The following is a 15893-nucleotide window of genomic DNA, read 5'->3' on the forward strand; positions in this document are numbered from 1 at the left end:
TCTTTTTATTAGGAGGAAAATTTGACATATTGAGGACGAATTTGGTTTAACGGTTGACATACACTGGTATCAACGATTATTCTTGGGAGTAGAATCGTAATTGAGAATAATTTTCGTTTAGGTGAAAGTGCTTTCATGAGGATATTTTTTCAATTATGATGTTTTACTATGACCAAGGGAGGCGTGCAATACATGAAGAAAATGCTCATGTTGATCATGCTTGTTAGTATTATTGTCGTTAACTTAGGGTTGACACAAGCATCTGCTCAACTGGCTGATGGCACACATTCGATAAAATATCAGGTCAATAAACCTGACAGTAACTCTGCATCCATTGCCAACGATTATTTTGTAAAACCAGCAAATGTAACAGTGAAAAATGGTACTGCTACAGTACAAATTACTTTAAAAAGCAGTGCGTGGATTACGAAATTTCAACCACCTGGTGGAGCAACTGTTGTGAGTGAAGATAAAGCAGCAGATACTCGCACTGTACAATTCACAGTTAATGACTTATCAAAACCAGTAGTAACAGCTATGAAAATTGATATTGATGATATTAATTATCACCATGAATACAGTGTATCGCTTGTATTTGATGCCGTATCGACTGCTAGCCCAGCTGCTACAACGCAACAAGCAACACAAAATGAATCAAAGTCACCCCAAGCATCTACTACAGAAAGTCAAGTGCCGAACCCACAGACAGGTGACGCAACACCTTATCTATTAATTGTTGCTTTAGTGGGATCAGCATTTTTACTTTATAAAAAAAAATACCAAACAAAAACGGAGGGTCAATAAATGACTAAAAAACGTCAATCTCGCGCAACTAAAATAGTACTAGCTTCATTGCTAGCGGCATCTCTTTCAGTCCCATCTTTTGCATCGGCAGCAGAGGTAGTAACTACAAATACTGAAGTGAAGGCAGAAGCAACAAAAGCTGACAAAACGGCAGCAGTTATCAATTTCCAAATCTTCAAACCTGGTACAACAGAAGCACAACCTGCTATTAGCTCTCATCTAGTACCTCAAGGTTCAATCGTTGAAAAAGATGGAAAATTTGAAGCGAATTTAACGATTACAGCTAAATCAGCACCAATGATTGCAGGTCTACAAACAAAGCAAGGTGATAAATTTGTAGATGCTACAGAAGTGAAAAATAGTGATGGCACAATTACATACAGTTTCCCTGTTGTTGTTGATGAAGTAAAATCAGCAAAAATCCATGTGGTTGTTCCTTCTGCAAATATGGACAAATGGTATGATTTTGATTTAAAAGCAGTGAAAGAAGTAAAAGAAGAAGTAAAAGTGGATGAAGTAGCTGTTACTGTTTACAAAAATGGTACAACAGAAGAATCTATGATGAAACAATATATTGCACCGAAAGTAGGCGTTTCTACTAAAGACGGTAAAAATATTGTGACAATGACATTCCCTCAAGGCCAATATGTACAAGGTTTTACTGTAGAGGGGAAAGAAGCAACACTAGTGAAACAAGATGATGCTACAAATGCACGCACATACTCATTTGAAGTAGCAGATTTAAAGAAACTTGTGAATGCTCAATTACACATCGTTGTTAATGAACCAGCACAAGGTGTGAAGTATGACTCGAATCATACAGTTCAATTTAGTTTTGCTGTCGAAGGTGCAGTAAAGCCAGTTATAAATCCATTTAAAGATATTAGTAAAGATGCGAATAAAGAAGCCATCCTATCACTTTACAGCTTAGGAATTGTTAAAGGACAAGACAACTTTAATCCAAACAATAACATTACACGTTCTCAATTTGCCTTAATGGTGGCACGTGCATTGAACGTCTCTTCTACAAAAGATGCAGGATTTAAAGATACAGGTAAGCTTAGTGCAGAAGCTGTTCAAGCTATAAATGCATTAGCGGAAGCTGGGATTGTTAAAAAAGCAACAAACTTTAATCCAAATGACACATTAACTCGTCAACAAGCAGCTGTGATGATTTACCGCACAGTAACACATGTAGCAGGTAAAGAAATGAACTTTGGCGACCCAAGTCTTTCTTACTATGCTGATGGGGCAAAAGTGAAAGATGAAGAAGCGAAAAAGGCCTTTGCACTTCTATATGCAGGTAAAGTGATGACTGGTTCACCTACTGCAGATGGTAAAACAGTTATTGATGCAAATAGCCCATTAAAACGTTCACATATGGCAAAAATTTTAAATGGTTCATTGCAATACATCAACAAATAATGATCTTCACAGCAACTTCCTTTCTCATATTGATGGGGAAGGAAGTTCCTGTGCTTTTAAAGAAATGGGAGGCTATGATGCAATGATTCTAAAAAAAAATAACCTTTGCATAGTGGCTGTTTGTACAATTTTATTAATCTTTTTTTCTCCATTCATTTTTCTAGAAGCAGAAGCAGAGGAATCTGTTATTGCAGATGGTAGTTATCAAGTTGAACTAAGTTTTTCTCCAATCGAAGGCTTTGAAGGAAGTATTTTCAAACAAGTAGCAACGCTCGCAGTTAAGGATGGGCAATATCAATTAACGATGAAACTTGAAGAACTCAATCCTATACGAGATATTCATATCGAGCAGCAAGGCAATGAGCTTTCTTTTACACTAGATAAAATAGAAAATTTAGTTCAGTTTGATGTTTTAGCCTTACAACAACCAATTGTCCTAAAGGGCAATATAGAGCTTGCAACAGAAGAACAATATGCTTCGTTTTCCCAAGAGCTTCGCCTCAAAGTGCAGACACTGTCACCAAATATTCCACAAGGTGAAGGTAATGAAGAAGTGGCTGAGGGAATAAATTCAGAAGGAACAATGGGCCAGGAATGGTCATTGAATTATGAGTTAATGGTAGATGGTAAACAAGAGCCCTCTATTATGAATAGCTATGTGAATCCAGTGGCAAAGGTGATCGAAAAAGATGGTAGATACTACGCACAAATGACGATTTTACAATCAGCTTGGATCACAGGATTAACGGTAGATTATAAAGGACAGCAAGTTGAACCTAAACTACTTTCACTTTTAGATAATGTACGAATCGTGGAATTTGAGGTTGAAGATTTAACACAACCATTACGATTGTGGGTGAAGGTCGATATTCCTGATATTTCTTATCATCATCAATATTTTGTTCAATTAGTATTTGATCCAGCACAGGTTGCAAAGATTTTAGATAAACCTTCAGAAGAAGTATCCTCCGAACCCAAAGACAGTGATAAAACAGCAGAAGTAGTAGGAAAAGAGCAAGTGCAAAAGCAAGTGCAAACGCCGTCGGAACAAAACAATGTGAAGAAGGAAGCGAACTCGGCTACATCGACAGTACCCACTACCCAATCGATGCTTGTTGTACCACAGGAAGAAAAACTAGCATTTGATCGGACACTGGATGAATCAGTGGACGAAGCAGAGGAAGAGGCAGCAGAGGAAAACAAAAAAGAAGAGGTTGCCACTGATAAGGTAGTGAACCATTCTACGGCAAAGCAGCAGATCGAGCCGCTAAACATTGTAAAAATTATGTTGCTAATCGCTATTTGCCTTGTATCAGGTTGGTTACTCATTCGCCGTATTAAAAAAGCCAAAAAAGATCGTACTGAGCAGAAATAAGTAGGAGATGACATAATGAAAAAGGATTGGAAAATTGGGATACTGTTAATGACATTACTATCACTGCTTCTTGCTGCTTGTAGTGGCAGTGACAAACCAGCAACAAAGTATAAAACAGTTGCAGTAAGTGAACAAGTAGCTGAAGAGAGTGAGCAACGAATCATTGCTGGAACAGTTGTAGTGGCAGATATTCTAGATAAGTTGGAGCTTGACGCAATCGCAGTACCAGAAACGGAAAAGCAATTAGCCAAACGTTTTGAGGATTTGCCGACCATTGGTAATGCAATGGAGCCTGATATGGAAATTGTGAAATCATTGAATCCGACAGAAGTATTATCGGTATCGACTTTAGAGTACGATTTACAGGATAAGTTTAAACAGTTGAATATTCCTGTAGACTTTTTAAATTTACAAAGTGTTGATGCGATGTTAACGGAAATCACAACACTTGGTGAACGCTATGATCGTGTAGCACAAGCTGAGGAATTAGTGCAGGATTTACAGAAAAATATGGAAGCTGTTCAAGGTGTTGCTGCGAATAAAGAGGGGCCTCGTGTCTTAATTTTACTTGGTATTCCAGGAAGCTATTTAGTCGCAACTGAAAACTCTTATGCAGGGGATCTTGTTAAACGAGCAGGAGGAATCAATGTCATGGAAGGGCAAGATGCTGAGTATTTATCTTCAAATACGGAGCATTTACATAGCAGTAATCCTGATATTATTTTACGCTTATCACATGGTATGCCTGATGAGGTTGTGAAAATGTTTGATGAGGAATTTAAAACAAATGATATTTGGAAACATTTCGATGCAGTGAAAAACGGTAAAGTGTATGATTTAGAGGAAGAATTATTCGGGACGACAGCCTCCTTACAGGTACCTCAAGCTTTAGGACAACTGATGGAAATCTTCTATCGTAAATAGTAACTAGAATTGTCGCTCGTATGATGTATTACTACTCGTCATAGAGCGTTTTTCTTATCCTGAGAGAATATAAACATAAAAAAAGGAAATCCAATATGACAAAAAGAATCGTCAGTTTTTTAATTGTAACTGTTTTATTACTAGTGACAATCGTTTATTCAGCTACAACAGGTAGTATAAAAATGGGCTTTTTCGAGTTTATAGGGGCATTATTTGAGGAAGGGAATAGCCAAATGGAGGCTATACGAGATTTAAGGTTTCCACGTATCATTGTGGCATTATTTGCAGGTGCAGCACTTTCAGTCTCTGGGGTGCTTTTACAATCCGTGATGCGTAATCCTTTGGCTGATGCTGGTGTCATTGGGATATCTTCTGGTGCAGCATTTGTACAGCTCTCTATCATTGCCTTTTTCCCAGCATTATTTTTTATGACACCTGTCTTAGCATTTATGGGTGGTGCATTGGCTTGTTCACTCGTATTTGCACTTTCGTGGAAATCCGGCTTGAGTCCACTTAAATTGATCTTAGTGGGGATTGCCATTAACGCCATGTTTACAGGATTAACAGAGGCACTTATTAGCTTAGGTGGTTCCTTGAATACGTCAGCTTCCAGTGTAATCGGTTCTAATTTAACGATGCGTACATGGAAAGATGTCTCTACGATTGTGACCTATGGGACAATCGGATTAATTGGCGCATTTGCATTATATAGTTGGTGTAATTTGCTTATATTACAAGATAAAACAGTCAAAAGTTTAGGGTTTCAAGTAGCACGGGCACGCTTACTGATTGCCGCTGTCGCTGTTCTATTAGCGGCTGTTTCAGTTGTTGTGGCTGGAGTTATTTCGTTTGTGGGGCTATTAGTACCTCATATTGCACGCAGATTGGTTGGGCATGACCATCTTGTGCTTATTCCTTTTACAGCACTTGCTGGTGCCTTATTAATTTTAGTAGCAGACACGATTGGCCGGACAATTATTGCACCTATTGAAATTCCAGCCTCTACCATTATGGCAATCATAGGTGGTCCATTCTTAATATTCTTATTACGAAAAGAGTGACGAAACATGGATATACAAGACATCATTGTATCGCATGATAATACACGTAACCATTTAAATGGTGTTTCAACAACGATTGTCCAAGGGAAAATTACGACAATCATTGGCCCAAATGGCTGTGGGAAATCTACATTATTAAGTGTTATCTCTCGCCTTCATTCACCTAAATCAGGGACTGTCTCGTTAGAAAATAAAGATTTACTGCACTATAAGCCGAAAGAATTTGCTAAAAAACTGGCCATTGTGTATCAACAAAATGACATACCGAGAGATTTAACGATTGAAAAACTAGTTGGGTTTGGTCGTTTGCCACACCAAACAATGCTAAAAAAGAATCACGATGAGGACTCAAAAGCCATTGAATGGGCACTTGCCTGTACAAATTTACAGCATAAAGCTACAACAAGTTTAGAGGCGTTATCAGGTGGAGAGCGGCAGCGAGTGTGGATTGCTATGGCATTAGCACAACAGTCAGAAATATTATGTTTAGATGAGCCTACAACCTATTTGGATATATACTATCAAATAGAATTGCTAGAGCTGGTGAAAACATTAAACGAGCAGCATGGTTTAACGATTATCATGGTACTACATGATATTAATCAAGCCATTCGCTATAGCGACCATATTATTTTGATGAAGGAAGGTCAAATTTTTGCAGAGGGTGCGCCACGTGATGTGATTACGAAAGATATGATTAAAGAAGTGTATGGAGTGGATGCAATCTTTAATGAAGATAAACAGCTTGGCTACTATATGATGCCAATGGGAATATAAGAAGGTAATCCGATGAAGAAGAAAGTATCCAAGTTGCTAACACTGCTATATTTAGGCATATTTTTATTTTCTGTTTTTTCACTTGCAAAGTATCTATATACGTACTACGAAACGTCAAAATCATTAAAAGAAGTACAGGATATTTATCAGGCCACATTAGCAGCTAATGAAGAACAGCCAGCAGAACAAATCGAGGAGACAGAAACAACAAATGATGTATCAGCATTCACTATACGACCACAGTTCCTTGATTTATTGGCGATTAATCCTCAAATTATTGGGTGGATTTCAGTAGACGGAACAAAGCTGAATAATCCAATTTTACAAGCTGACAATAATGACTATTATTTAAATCATAACTTTAAAAATAAGGAGAGTCGTGCAGGCAGTGTTTTTATGGATTATCGAAATCAAATACTAGACATGAACAAAAATACGATTTTATATGGTCATGCCATGAAGAACGAGACGATGTTCGGTAGTTTAAAAAATTACTTAAAGCAAGACTATGCAGATGAGCATCCCATCCTATATCTTGATACCTTATATGAGGGCTATGATATTGAGGTTTTTGCTGCATATGAGACGACGATTGATTTCTATTATATTGAGACCGACTTTGCCAACAATGAAGCTTACCAAAACTTTATAGAGGAGATACAACAGCGATCTTCTATTCAGATGAATGTCGATCTAAGTCCAGACGATAAAATTTTGACGTTATCTACTTGTAAGGATGCGGTTTTAAGTGACGACCATCGCTTTGTCGTGCAAGGCAAGTTAGTCAAGCGTTGAGGGGAAGAAATGTAAAGGGTGAACCTTTAAGCTTGTTGGCAAGAATAGCTCCAACCTTGATTTTTCACAGCGAGTTGGAGCTTGCCTTCATCTCATTGTCACCTCTTCATATTTAAACCTTCATAAAAGCTTATATCAGTAGACAGAATGATCTCTACTGTCTGAAAGGATGTACCGATAATTTGGATATCCTTTTTTATTTTTAAAATTACTTGACGTAACTTTATTATTAATATATAGTAAGTTACATAAAGTAATTGATTGCTTTTCGTAATCATAATGTTTAACCAATCGAGTAACTACAAATGTTTATCCAATTCTGTTTTGGGTAACATAAATACTGTAGTTGCTTCATATTTTAAAATATATCTCGAAATCGAGATATAATCAACTTATTTGGAGGAATTTATAATGGCAAAATGGAACATTGATTTAGGACACTCAGCAGTAAACTTTCAAGTAAAACACATGATGGTATCAAAAGTTAAAGGCGTATTTGATAGCTATTCAGCTGATATTGAAGCGACAGACCTTGCAGACTTAACAACTGCTAACATTAACTTTACAATTGATCCAGCGAGTATTAATACACGTAGTGAAGATCGTGATAATCATTTAAAAGCAGAAGATTTCTTTGATGCTGAAAAATATCCAACAATTACATTTAAATCGACAAACATTGCTAAAAAAGCAGGAGATGAATATGCAGTAACTGGTGATTTAACAATTAAAGGCGTGACAAAGTCCGTAACGTTTGATACAGAATTCAATGGAAAAGGTACAAATCCATGGGGACAAGAAGTATATGGTTTTGAAGCTGAAACAACAATCAATCGTGAAGACTTTGGCCTAACTTGGAACGCAGCGTTAGAAACGGGTGGGGTTCTTGTTGGAAAAGATATTAAAGTAACTGTTGAATTAGAAATAAACCCAGCTTAAAAATAGATGATAGAGCATGCTTGAAGTAATTTTCAAGCATGCTTTTTATATAGAAAAATATAGACGTTTTTTAGTTAATCATTCTAGTAATGCTATTCTGTTAGAAATTACCATCAAATAAGTTTCTTGCATATTTTTAGTAATTACTGCATATAAATCATCATATTGTTTTTGGGGGCGATAGGATGAATGTATTAGTGACAGGTGGCTATGGTTTTATTGGCAGTGCCGTAGGTAGGCGTTTTTTCGAAGAAGGTGCAACAATTTATATTATTGATAATTTAAGTACGGGTCATTTACGAAATGTTGACTTTGAGCATAAATCCTATCTTTTAAATGTAGAGGATGAGGTTTGTGAGCATCTTTTTAAAGAAATACATTTTGATGTAGTCATCCATTGTGCGGCACAAACGAGCGTACAACAATCCATCCAAGAGCCAGTAAAGGATATTTTGACAAATATCGTTGGGCTAAGCCAAATGCTTTTTTTAGCTTCTAAGTATAATGTACAGCATTTTGTTTTTGCTTCGTCAGCATCGGTGTATGGAGATAGTCATTATCCGCCATTAGAAGAAACAGATGTCTGTGAACCGATATCTATGTATGGACTCAATAAGAGCATTGGGGAAACCTACTGTGAGAAATGGCATAAAGATTATCGTTTACCTATTCTCATCTACAGATTTGCTAATGTTTTTGGTCCAAGGCAACAAATGCAGGGGGAAGCAGCAGTGATCCCAAGTATGCTAAAAAGCAGTATGGCAGGCAAGCCTTTTACGATTTATGGTGACGGTGAACAAACACGAGATTTCATTTATGTCGATGATATTGCAGATGCTATTTACGCTGGTGTATCTGCCCGTTTGCAAGGCACGTATAATGTATCCACAAATGAAGCTTGGTCTATTCACCAAGTCATCTTACTGCTGCAACATTTAAATCACCCACTTGAAATTCAATATGCCCCTGCACGAGAAGGAGATATCGAACATTCATTTTTAAATAACGACAAATTAGCCAAGGCCATTGGCTGGAGGCCAAAAACTTCTTTTGCAGAAGGAATCGAACGTACATTGCATGCATTACAAAATGAAAAACTAGCAGAAATTCAACAAAATAGTGGCTAAAGGGCATTTAAATTATGTAGGCATATTACATCGTGTAATATGTCTTTTTCTATGTCTATAGTATAATAATTCATTAAAGAAATGGTTGTGGACGGAGGCTTATTGATGCTTGTAGATTTTAGAGTGAAAAATTGTTTAAGTTATAAAGATGATACGTTATTTTCAATGGTAGCGGGCAGCCGTCTGCGAAAATGGAAGGATACTCATACCATTCAATTTGATTCACTTCGACTTGTGAAAAGTGCATTTATTTTTGGACCAAATGGTAGTGGGAAATCCAATCTTTTTACGGCTATTAAAGTATTACGTACTTTGCTTTTTAATTTTGAAAATTTAAATAATGTTAAGCAGTTACGTTTACCCTATCAACCGTTTAAGTTAGGAAGACAGCAGGGCACACCAACAGAGTTTATGATATCGCTTTTTTTAGATGGTGCTCTTTATGATTATGAAATACAGTACAATGCTTCTCAAGTTCTCTATGAGCGTCTTGTGAAGACGAACAAGTTGCAAAAAGAAGAGCTGTTTGTCAGACAATGGGATGGTACACAATATTCATATGAAACAGCTCAAACGAGTGCACAGGAGCTGACAAAATATACACGTAACAATACGGCCTTTTTGTCTGTCTTGCATGTTTTTAATGATTCAGATGCTTTAAAGATATTCGATTGGTTTTTACATAAAATTCTATTTCTTGATGAAGCAAATCGGTTATCAAGTCATCCTCTAATTCGTAAACTTGAAGAGAAGCCCTTTAAAAAAGAAGTGATCAAACTCCTTAAAATTGCAGACCTATCCATTCAAGATGTCACGGCCAGACGTGTGGAACGTCGAGAGAAAAATACAATTGGTTATGAGTATGAATCGTCTGAGGTGATTCAAGAAGTAGATATTGACCTACATTACTTATCATTTGATGAAGCAGGTGCACCGATAGGAACGGAAACGATTAATTGGACAATGGATTCGAAAGGCACAGTACGAATGCTACATTTAGCATGCGTGATGGTGGATGCTTATAATAAAGGAAAAACGATTTTTATAGACGAATTCGATACGGCATTCCATGTGTCGATTTGTGAGTTTTTAATGGCCATTATGAACAGCAAACGCAATCGAAATAATCAATTTATCGTGACAAGTCATGAAATAGAATTGCTAGATCAGCCATTGCGTTCAGATCAAATTTGGTTTGTTAATAAAAGCTTTAAAAATGAATCAGAGCTTTACTCTTTATTTGATTTTGCAGATTTACAAAAGAAGCGTGGAGATCTTTCTTATGCGAAACGCTATATAAAAGGTGAGTTTGGTGCAATGCCTGTTATCAATGAGTATTTATCTGAACAATATTTAGAAGAAGCGGAGGTATCTGAGCCTTGAGAGTACGTCAACAAGGGAGCCGAACACTGCGTAAAACGATTTTAATTTATTGTGAAGGTGAGACAGAACGTATTTATTTTGAACAAATGCGTATATTAAAGCGCTCTAAAATGGTTAGTGTCAAAATAAAAAACGTTAAACGTTCAGCTATTAAGCTTGCTCAACATGCTTATCGAGATTCCAGCTATCAATATTTTGATGAGGTTTGGATTGTTTTTGATAAGGATGACTTAACCGAAAAGCAATTAGAGGAAGTCAATCAATTTTGCGAGGAAAAAAATATTCGCATTGCCTATACCAATGAAGCATTTGAATTGTGGCTACTCCTGCATTTTGAGGAAGTCGACAGTTCAGAAAAGTATCCTCGTGCTGTCTTGAATGACAAGATGGAACAGCATCTTGGCGTAAGTCGTTATTTCCGTCACAAGGCAGATGAATCCATTATTGCCCCCATCGCATTACGACATGAGGTAGCGATTAAAAATTGTACAGACATGATGGCTCTTCGAAAGACGGAGAGCCGCGACAACCCTTACTGTAACATACATGAAATGATACGATACATATTTTAAGCGTGAGTAGGTTTTCTATTTCCAAATAGAGACCTGCTTTTTTATTTTTACACAATGCATTGTCGAAATGAAAGCATGTTTATTTTTCCAAAACATATAGTGTATATGGAGCGAAAGTAGTAAATAGATGAAAGGGGATTGTGTGGATAACTCAAAGTCGAATCAACGCAAAAATCTAGAGGAGAATGCCAAGGATCAGCAACTAGAGCCATTCCGTGTCGAGAATGAAGGCACGAGAATGACAACCAATCAGGGGCTAAGGGTGTCCAATGATGAGGATTCGCTTAAGGCAGGCGTTCGTGGGCCAACAATTATGGAGGATTTTCATCTTAGAGAAAAAATTACCCATTTTGATCATGAACGTATTCCAGAGCGCGTCGTACATGCCAGAGGTTTTGCAGCACATGGCGAGTTTGAATTGTATGAATCCATGGCAGAGTATACGAAGGCGAAATTTTTGCAGGATCCGAAAAAGAAAACACCTGTGTTTGTCAGGTTTTCAACAGTGGTAGGGAGCTTAGGATCGATGGACACAGCTCGTGATGTACGCGGATTTGCAACGAAATTTTATACGGATGAAGGAAATTATGATTTAGTCGGTAATAATATTCCTGTCTTTTTTATTCAGGATGCCATTAAGTTTCCCGATTTAATTCATGCCGTAAAGCCTGAGCCACACAATGATATGCCACAAGCAGCCTCTGCACACGATACCTTTTGGGATTTTGTAGCCAATAATCAGGAAATTGCGCATATGGTGATGTGGGTGATGTCTGACCGTGCCATTCCGCGAAGCTTTCGTATGATGGAAGGTTTCGGCGTGCATACATTCCGCTTCGTCAATGACAAGGGAAGATCGAGATTTGTCAAATTCCATTGGAAGCCTGTACTCGGTGTACATTCTCTTGTTTGGGATGAAGCCCAGATAATTGCTGGGAAGGACCCCGATTTTCAGCGACGGGATTTATGGGAAGCCATCGAAATTGGCGATTATCCAGAGTTTGAGTTAGCTGTCCAAATTCTTGAACCTGAAGATGAATTTAAATTTGATTTTGATATTTTAGATGCGACAAAGCTTTGGCCAGAGGAAATAGTACCAGTGAAGAAGATTGGCAAAATGACCTTAAATCGTAATGTGGATAATGTTTTTGCTGAAACAGAGCAAGTTGCCTTCCACCCAGGTAGCGTTGTACCAGGCATAGACTTTACGAATGATCCTCTGTTACAGGGACGATTATTTTCATACTTAGACACACAGTTAATCCGTCTAGGTGGACCAAACTTTGCAGAAATCCCCATTAATCGACCGATTTGCCCAGTGCATAACAATCAGCGGAATGGCTTTAGTCGACAGACCATTAATTTAGGAAGAGTGAGTTATCATAAAAATTCGCTGGCTAATAATACACCCGCCACTTCTACTGCAAGGGAAGGGGGATATGTTCATTATGAGGAAAAGGTTGAGGGACGCATCACAAGAGCGCGCAGTAAATCCTTTGATGATCATTTTTCACAAGCACGACTCTTTTGGAACAGTATGTCCCCGCCTGAAAAACAACATATTATAGAGGCATTTAGCTTCGAGGTAGGAAAAGTGAAGAGTAAATCAGTTCGGCAGCAAGTTGTGGATATGTTTGTCCATGTAGATAAAGCAATGGCTACAACAGTGGCAGACAATGTTGGCGTTAATCGCCCTACAGGAGAACAGTCCAAGGTCACAGCCTCCTCACCAGCACTTAGTCAAGCCAATACCATTAAATTGCCTTATACACTTAAGGTCGGAGTCTTAATTGGCGATGGCTTTGATGCAAATGAGGTCGGTGAAGTATTGAAATATTTAACAAGGCAAGGTGTACGCTACAGCATTATCTCCGATCGACTAGGTGTTGTGACAGGGAATAATGGGGTTCAATTAACGGCTACTGACACATTTATCACAACTGATGCTGTATTATTCGACTCGTTATATGTTGTTGGGGTAAAGGCAAGCAATCAGGCGAAATTCAATACTTATATCGTCAATTATATCAATGAAGCATATCGTCACTTTAAGCCGATCGGATTTGCTGCTACTGGCACAACTTTCTTCAATATGTCCAATGCAAACGTAGGCCCTGGCATTGTGTTAGCAACAGGTAACAAGGATTTCGCTAAAAAGTTCGTAGCAGCCATTGCCCAGCAACGATTTTGGCAACGAAATATCTATTAAATAGATCGGTGAGTAGTGAATACTTTCAGAACGAAGAGAAATACTCGCGGAACGAAGAGAAATACTCGCGGAACGAAGAGAAATACTCGCGGAACGGAGAGAAATACTCGCGGAACGAAGAGAAATACTCGCGGAACGGAGAGAAATACTCGCGGAACGGAGAGAAATACTCGCGGAACGAAGAGAAATACTCGCGGAACGGAAAGAAATACTCGCGGAACGAAGAGAAATACTCACGGAACGAGAAGTGAAATACTCGCGGAACGGAGTGAAAACTCACGGAACGAAGAGAAATACTCGCGGAACGAGAAGTGAAATACTCGCAAAAGGTAAGTAAATATTGTGCATGTCAAAAGGCCTTTCATTGAATGAGAGGCTTTTCCTCTGTCTGTCATTGCATTCAAATTTTGCGAATGATATGGTGATACATGAGGTGAAAATTATGGAAAAATTTGATATTGCTATCATTGGAGCGGGACCAGGTGGTTATGTGGCTGCCATACATGCAGCGAAACATGGCAAAAAGGTTGCTCTCATCGAACGGGATAAGCTAGGGGGAGCCTGTTATAATGTTGGCTGCATTCCTTCAAAAATTTTATTAGAGCATAGTAAGCTTGTACAGGAAATTAAACGAGGGACGAGCTGGGGAATTGCAGTGCCTCAAGTGGAAATTCATTTTCCTCGATTGATGCAGCGAAAAGATACAATTATTCAAGAGCTGTTAAACAATATTGAGCACTATATTGTCAGCAATCAGATTACTTTATATCGTGGTGAGGCCTCTGTCGCAAAGGATTTAACGATTACAATTGGGAATGAGACGATAATGGCTACAGATATTATTTTAGCGACAGGCAGTAAACCATTTGTCCCCCCATTTGAGGGTTTAGCAACTTCGACCTATTTTACAACGGATACATTTTTTGATATAGACGAGTTACCAGCTCAATTAACCATTATTGGGGGTGGGGTAATTGCAGTTGAAATGGCCTTTAGTTTAGCGCCACTTGGTACAAAGGTAACGTTACTGAATCATAGTGAGGACATATTACAAACGGAAGAGGCTGAAGCAAGACCGCTGATTCGAGAAAAAATGAAAAAACTTAATATCGAGCTTGTGACAGATTTCAAGTTTGAAAAGTTTGAAGGCAATAGCATCCATACATCTAAAGGTGCTTATACATATGAAAATCTCTTATTTGCAACTGGTCGTCGTCCCAATACCGAAATCGCTCAGCAATTAGGCTTAACTTTAGATGGTCGATTAATTGCAGTGGATGAACATTTACAGACAAGTCAGCCACATGTTTATGCAATAGGTGACTTAGTAGATGGTTATCAGCTAGCGCATTCTGCCAGTGCTGAAGGCATTTACGTTGTCGATTATATTGTGGGCAAACAGCCAACATCAATTGACCAAACTTCAATTCCTCGTTGCGTTTATACACATCCGGAAATTGCTACATTTGGTTTATTAGAGGAGCAGGTCACAATACCTTACACCGTAACCAAAATGCCACTACAGACAAATTCTAAGGCATTAATGGAGGGGAATACAGAAGGCTTTGTGAAGTTAATTGCAGCAGAGGAAAGTGGTCAAATTTTAGGTGCATGTGTTGTAGCCGATGGTGCCACAGAAATGCTTAATGCTATATTGGCAACAAAAAATGCAGGTGGTACAGCCCAATCACTTGCGCAGATGATCTTCCCACATCCAACGGTGTCGGAGCATATTGGAGATGCCGCAAAGGCTGTTTTTGGGAAAGCAATTCACCAATCATAAAAAAGCTATTGACATTCAGAGAATTTATGTTAGATTAATTTTATAAGAATACTTGGTATTAGAGTTGACTAGGCAACTAGAGGCTTCTATTTTACAAAACGGTAATCCGCCTGATTGTAAAATAGAAGCCTTTTTTAATGACAATGATTAAAAGGAGTGGGAAAAATGACAAAAGCAGTTATTTTGAATGGGAGCAATTCGAAAAATTCTAGAGTTACAGCCATTCATGAAAAGGTGGAAAATCATTTTATTGCGCGAGGAATAGAGGTACATTCCAATTATGTACATGAACTACCAGCTACCGATTTACTCACTGCCAATTTTGCCAGTAAGGAAATCCAAGCAGAAAATGCGCATGTTGAGCAAGCTGATTTTATTGTCATACTAACCCCTATTTATAAAGCTTCCTATACAGGTATTTTGAAGACCTACTTGGATTTACTGCCTCAAAAAGCCTTGCTTGGGAAGATCGTACTTCCTATTGCTGTAGGAGGTTCAATCGGTCATTTATTGGCATTAGAATATGCATTAAAGCCAGTTTTAGCTGTGCTTGGAGCAACATCAATTACCCATTCTGTTTATATTGTGGATAAACAAATTATTCGCCTTGAGGAAGGTGGCTTTGCGATTGAAGAAGAGGCTAGCAGCAGATTGGAAGCGGTGTTAGAACAATTACAGAAAGTGTTAATCGTTAATTAACGTGGTAAAAGCGCATTATA

At 38.1% G+C, this 15893-nt stretch carries 15 protein-coding genes; all 15 read left to right on the top strand.

Annotated elements, in window-relative coordinates:
* Positions 1-192 precede the first annotated feature (192 nt).
* The 15 genes from isdC (at position 193) to ssuE (ending at position 15873) form a co-directional block, all read left to right on the top strand.
* Positions 193-804 (top strand): heme uptake protein IsdC, encoded by a 612-nt coding sequence (gene isdC, locus MHI22_RS20165; protein WP_231745045.1) that lies wholly within the window; start codon positions 193-195, stop codon positions 802-804.
* The gene (locus MHI22_RS20170) at positions 805-2229 is read left to right on the top strand and encodes an NEAT domain-containing protein (protein ID WP_058844165.1); all 1425 of its coding nucleotides are present in this window, start codon (positions 805-807) and stop codon (positions 2227-2229) included.
* Positions 2230-2311: 82 nt separating this feature from the next.
* Positions 2312-3604 carry an NEAT domain-containing protein gene (locus MHI22_RS20175; RefSeq protein ID WP_340812601.1) on the top strand — a complete coding sequence of 431 codons (1293 nt, stop codon included), beginning with the start codon at positions 2312-2314 and terminating at the stop codon, positions 3602-3604.
* 15 nt (positions 3605-3619) lie between these two features.
* Positions 3620-4528, top strand: coding sequence for a heme ABC transporter substrate-binding protein IsdE (gene isdE / locus MHI22_RS20180; protein WP_340812602.1), 909 nt, complete (start codon positions 3620-3622; stop codon positions 4526-4528).
* A gap of 95 nt (positions 4529-4623) precedes the next feature.
* The gene (locus MHI22_RS20185; protein WP_036126481.1) at positions 4624-5589 is read left to right on the top strand and encodes a FecCD family ABC transporter permease; all 966 of its coding nucleotides are present in this window, start codon (positions 4624-4626) and stop codon (positions 5587-5589) included.
* Between the two features lie 6 nt (positions 5590-5595).
* Entirely contained in the window at positions 5596-6366 is a 771-nt protein-coding gene (locus MHI22_RS20190; protein WP_058844162.1) for an ABC transporter ATP-binding protein, read from the top strand.
* Between the two features lie 12 nt (positions 6367-6378).
* Positions 6379-7161, top strand: a complete 783-nt coding sequence (srtB, locus tag MHI22_RS20195) for a class B sortase (protein ID WP_036126477.1) — start codon at positions 6379-6381, stop codon at positions 7159-7161.
* A 411-nt stretch (positions 7162-7572) separates the two neighbouring features.
* The gene (locus tag MHI22_RS20200; RefSeq protein WP_036126475.1) at positions 7573-8100 is read left to right on the top strand and encodes a YceI family protein; all 528 of its coding nucleotides are present in this window, start codon (positions 7573-7575) and stop codon (positions 8098-8100) included.
* A 185-nt stretch (positions 8101-8285) separates the two neighbouring features.
* A complete protein-coding gene (locus MHI22_RS20205) occupies positions 8286-9227 on the top strand; it encodes an NAD-dependent epimerase/dehydratase family protein (RefSeq protein WP_036126473.1) in 942 nt (313 codons plus the stop codon).
* A 105-nt stretch (positions 9228-9332) separates the two neighbouring features.
* Entirely contained in the window at positions 9333-10610 is a 1278-nt protein-coding gene (locus tag MHI22_RS20210; protein WP_058844161.1) for an AAA family ATPase, read from the top strand.
* The gene (locus tag MHI22_RS20215; protein ID WP_036126467.1) at positions 10607-11182 is read left to right on the top strand and encodes an RloB family protein; all 576 of its coding nucleotides are present in this window, start codon (positions 10607-10609) and stop codon (positions 11180-11182) included. Before MHI22_RS20210 ends, MHI22_RS20215 begins: the two co-directional genes overlap by 4 nt.
* Before the next feature lie 127 nt (positions 11183-11309).
* Complete coding sequence (locus tag MHI22_RS20220) at positions 11310-13391, top strand: catalase (RefSeq protein WP_170829776.1); 2082 nt, start codon at positions 11310-11312, stop codon at positions 13389-13391.
* 8 nt (positions 13392-13399) lie between these two features.
* Entirely contained in the window at positions 13400-13642 is a 243-nt protein-coding gene (locus MHI22_RS20225; protein ID WP_340812603.1) for a hypothetical protein, read from the top strand.
* Positions 13643-13833: 191 nt separating this feature from the next.
* On the top strand, positions 13834-15174 hold the full coding sequence (lpdA, locus tag MHI22_RS20230) for a dihydrolipoyl dehydrogenase (RefSeq protein WP_340812604.1): 1341 nt from the start codon (positions 13834-13836) through the stop codon (positions 15172-15174).
* A 165-nt stretch (positions 15175-15339) separates the two neighbouring features.
* Positions 15340-15873 (top strand): NADPH-dependent FMN reductase, encoded by a 534-nt coding sequence (ssuE, locus tag MHI22_RS20235; RefSeq protein ID WP_036125935.1) that lies wholly within the window; start codon positions 15340-15342, stop codon positions 15871-15873.
* The last annotated feature ends 20 nt before the right edge of the window (positions 15874-15893 follow it).

The organism is Lysinibacillus sp. FSL L8-0312 (genome assembly GCF_038003285.1).
In the GTDB taxonomy this organism is placed as follows: Bacteria; Bacillota; Bacilli; order Bacillales_A; family Planococcaceae; genus Lysinibacillus; species Lysinibacillus fusiformis_D.

Coding starts and splice junctions, on each gene's coding strand:
- MHI22_RS20220 (WP_170829776.1), top strand. CDS start 11,310: ATGAAAGGGGATTGTGTGGATAACTCAAAGTCGAATCAACGCAAAAAT.
- lpdA (WP_340812604.1), top strand. CDS start 13,834: ATGGAAAAATTTGATATTGCTATCATTGGAGCGGGACCAGGTGGTTAT.
- MHI22_RS20175 (WP_340812601.1), top strand. CDS start 2,312: ATGATTCTAAAAAAAAATAACCTTTGCATAGTGGCTGTTTGTACAATT.
- MHI22_RS20210 (WP_058844161.1), top strand. CDS start 9,333: ATGCTTGTAGATTTTAGAGTGAAAAATTGTTTAAGTTATAAAGATGAT.
- MHI22_RS20190 (WP_058844162.1), top strand. CDS start 5,596: ATGGATATACAAGACATCATTGTATCGCATGATAATACACGTAACCAT.
- MHI22_RS20205 (WP_036126473.1), top strand. CDS start 8,286: ATGAATGTATTAGTGACAGGTGGCTATGGTTTTATTGGCAGTGCCGTA.
- ssuE (WP_036125935.1), top strand. CDS start 15,340: ATGACAAAAGCAGTTATTTTGAATGGGAGCAATTCGAAAAATTCTAGA.
- isdC (WP_231745045.1), top strand. CDS start 193: ATGAAGAAAATGCTCATGTTGATCATGCTTGTTAGTATTATTGTCGTT.
- srtB (WP_036126477.1), top strand. CDS start 6,379: ATGAAGAAGAAAGTATCCAAGTTGCTAACACTGCTATATTTAGGCATA.
- isdE (WP_340812602.1), top strand. CDS start 3,620: ATGAAAAAGGATTGGAAAATTGGGATACTGTTAATGACATTACTATCA.
- MHI22_RS20185 (WP_036126481.1), top strand. CDS start 4,624: ATGACAAAAAGAATCGTCAGTTTTTTAATTGTAACTGTTTTATTACTA.
- MHI22_RS20200 (WP_036126475.1), top strand. CDS start 7,573: ATGGCAAAATGGAACATTGATTTAGGACACTCAGCAGTAAACTTTCAA.
- MHI22_RS20170 (WP_058844165.1), top strand. CDS start 805: ATGACTAAAAAACGTCAATCTCGCGCAACTAAAATAGTACTAGCTTCA.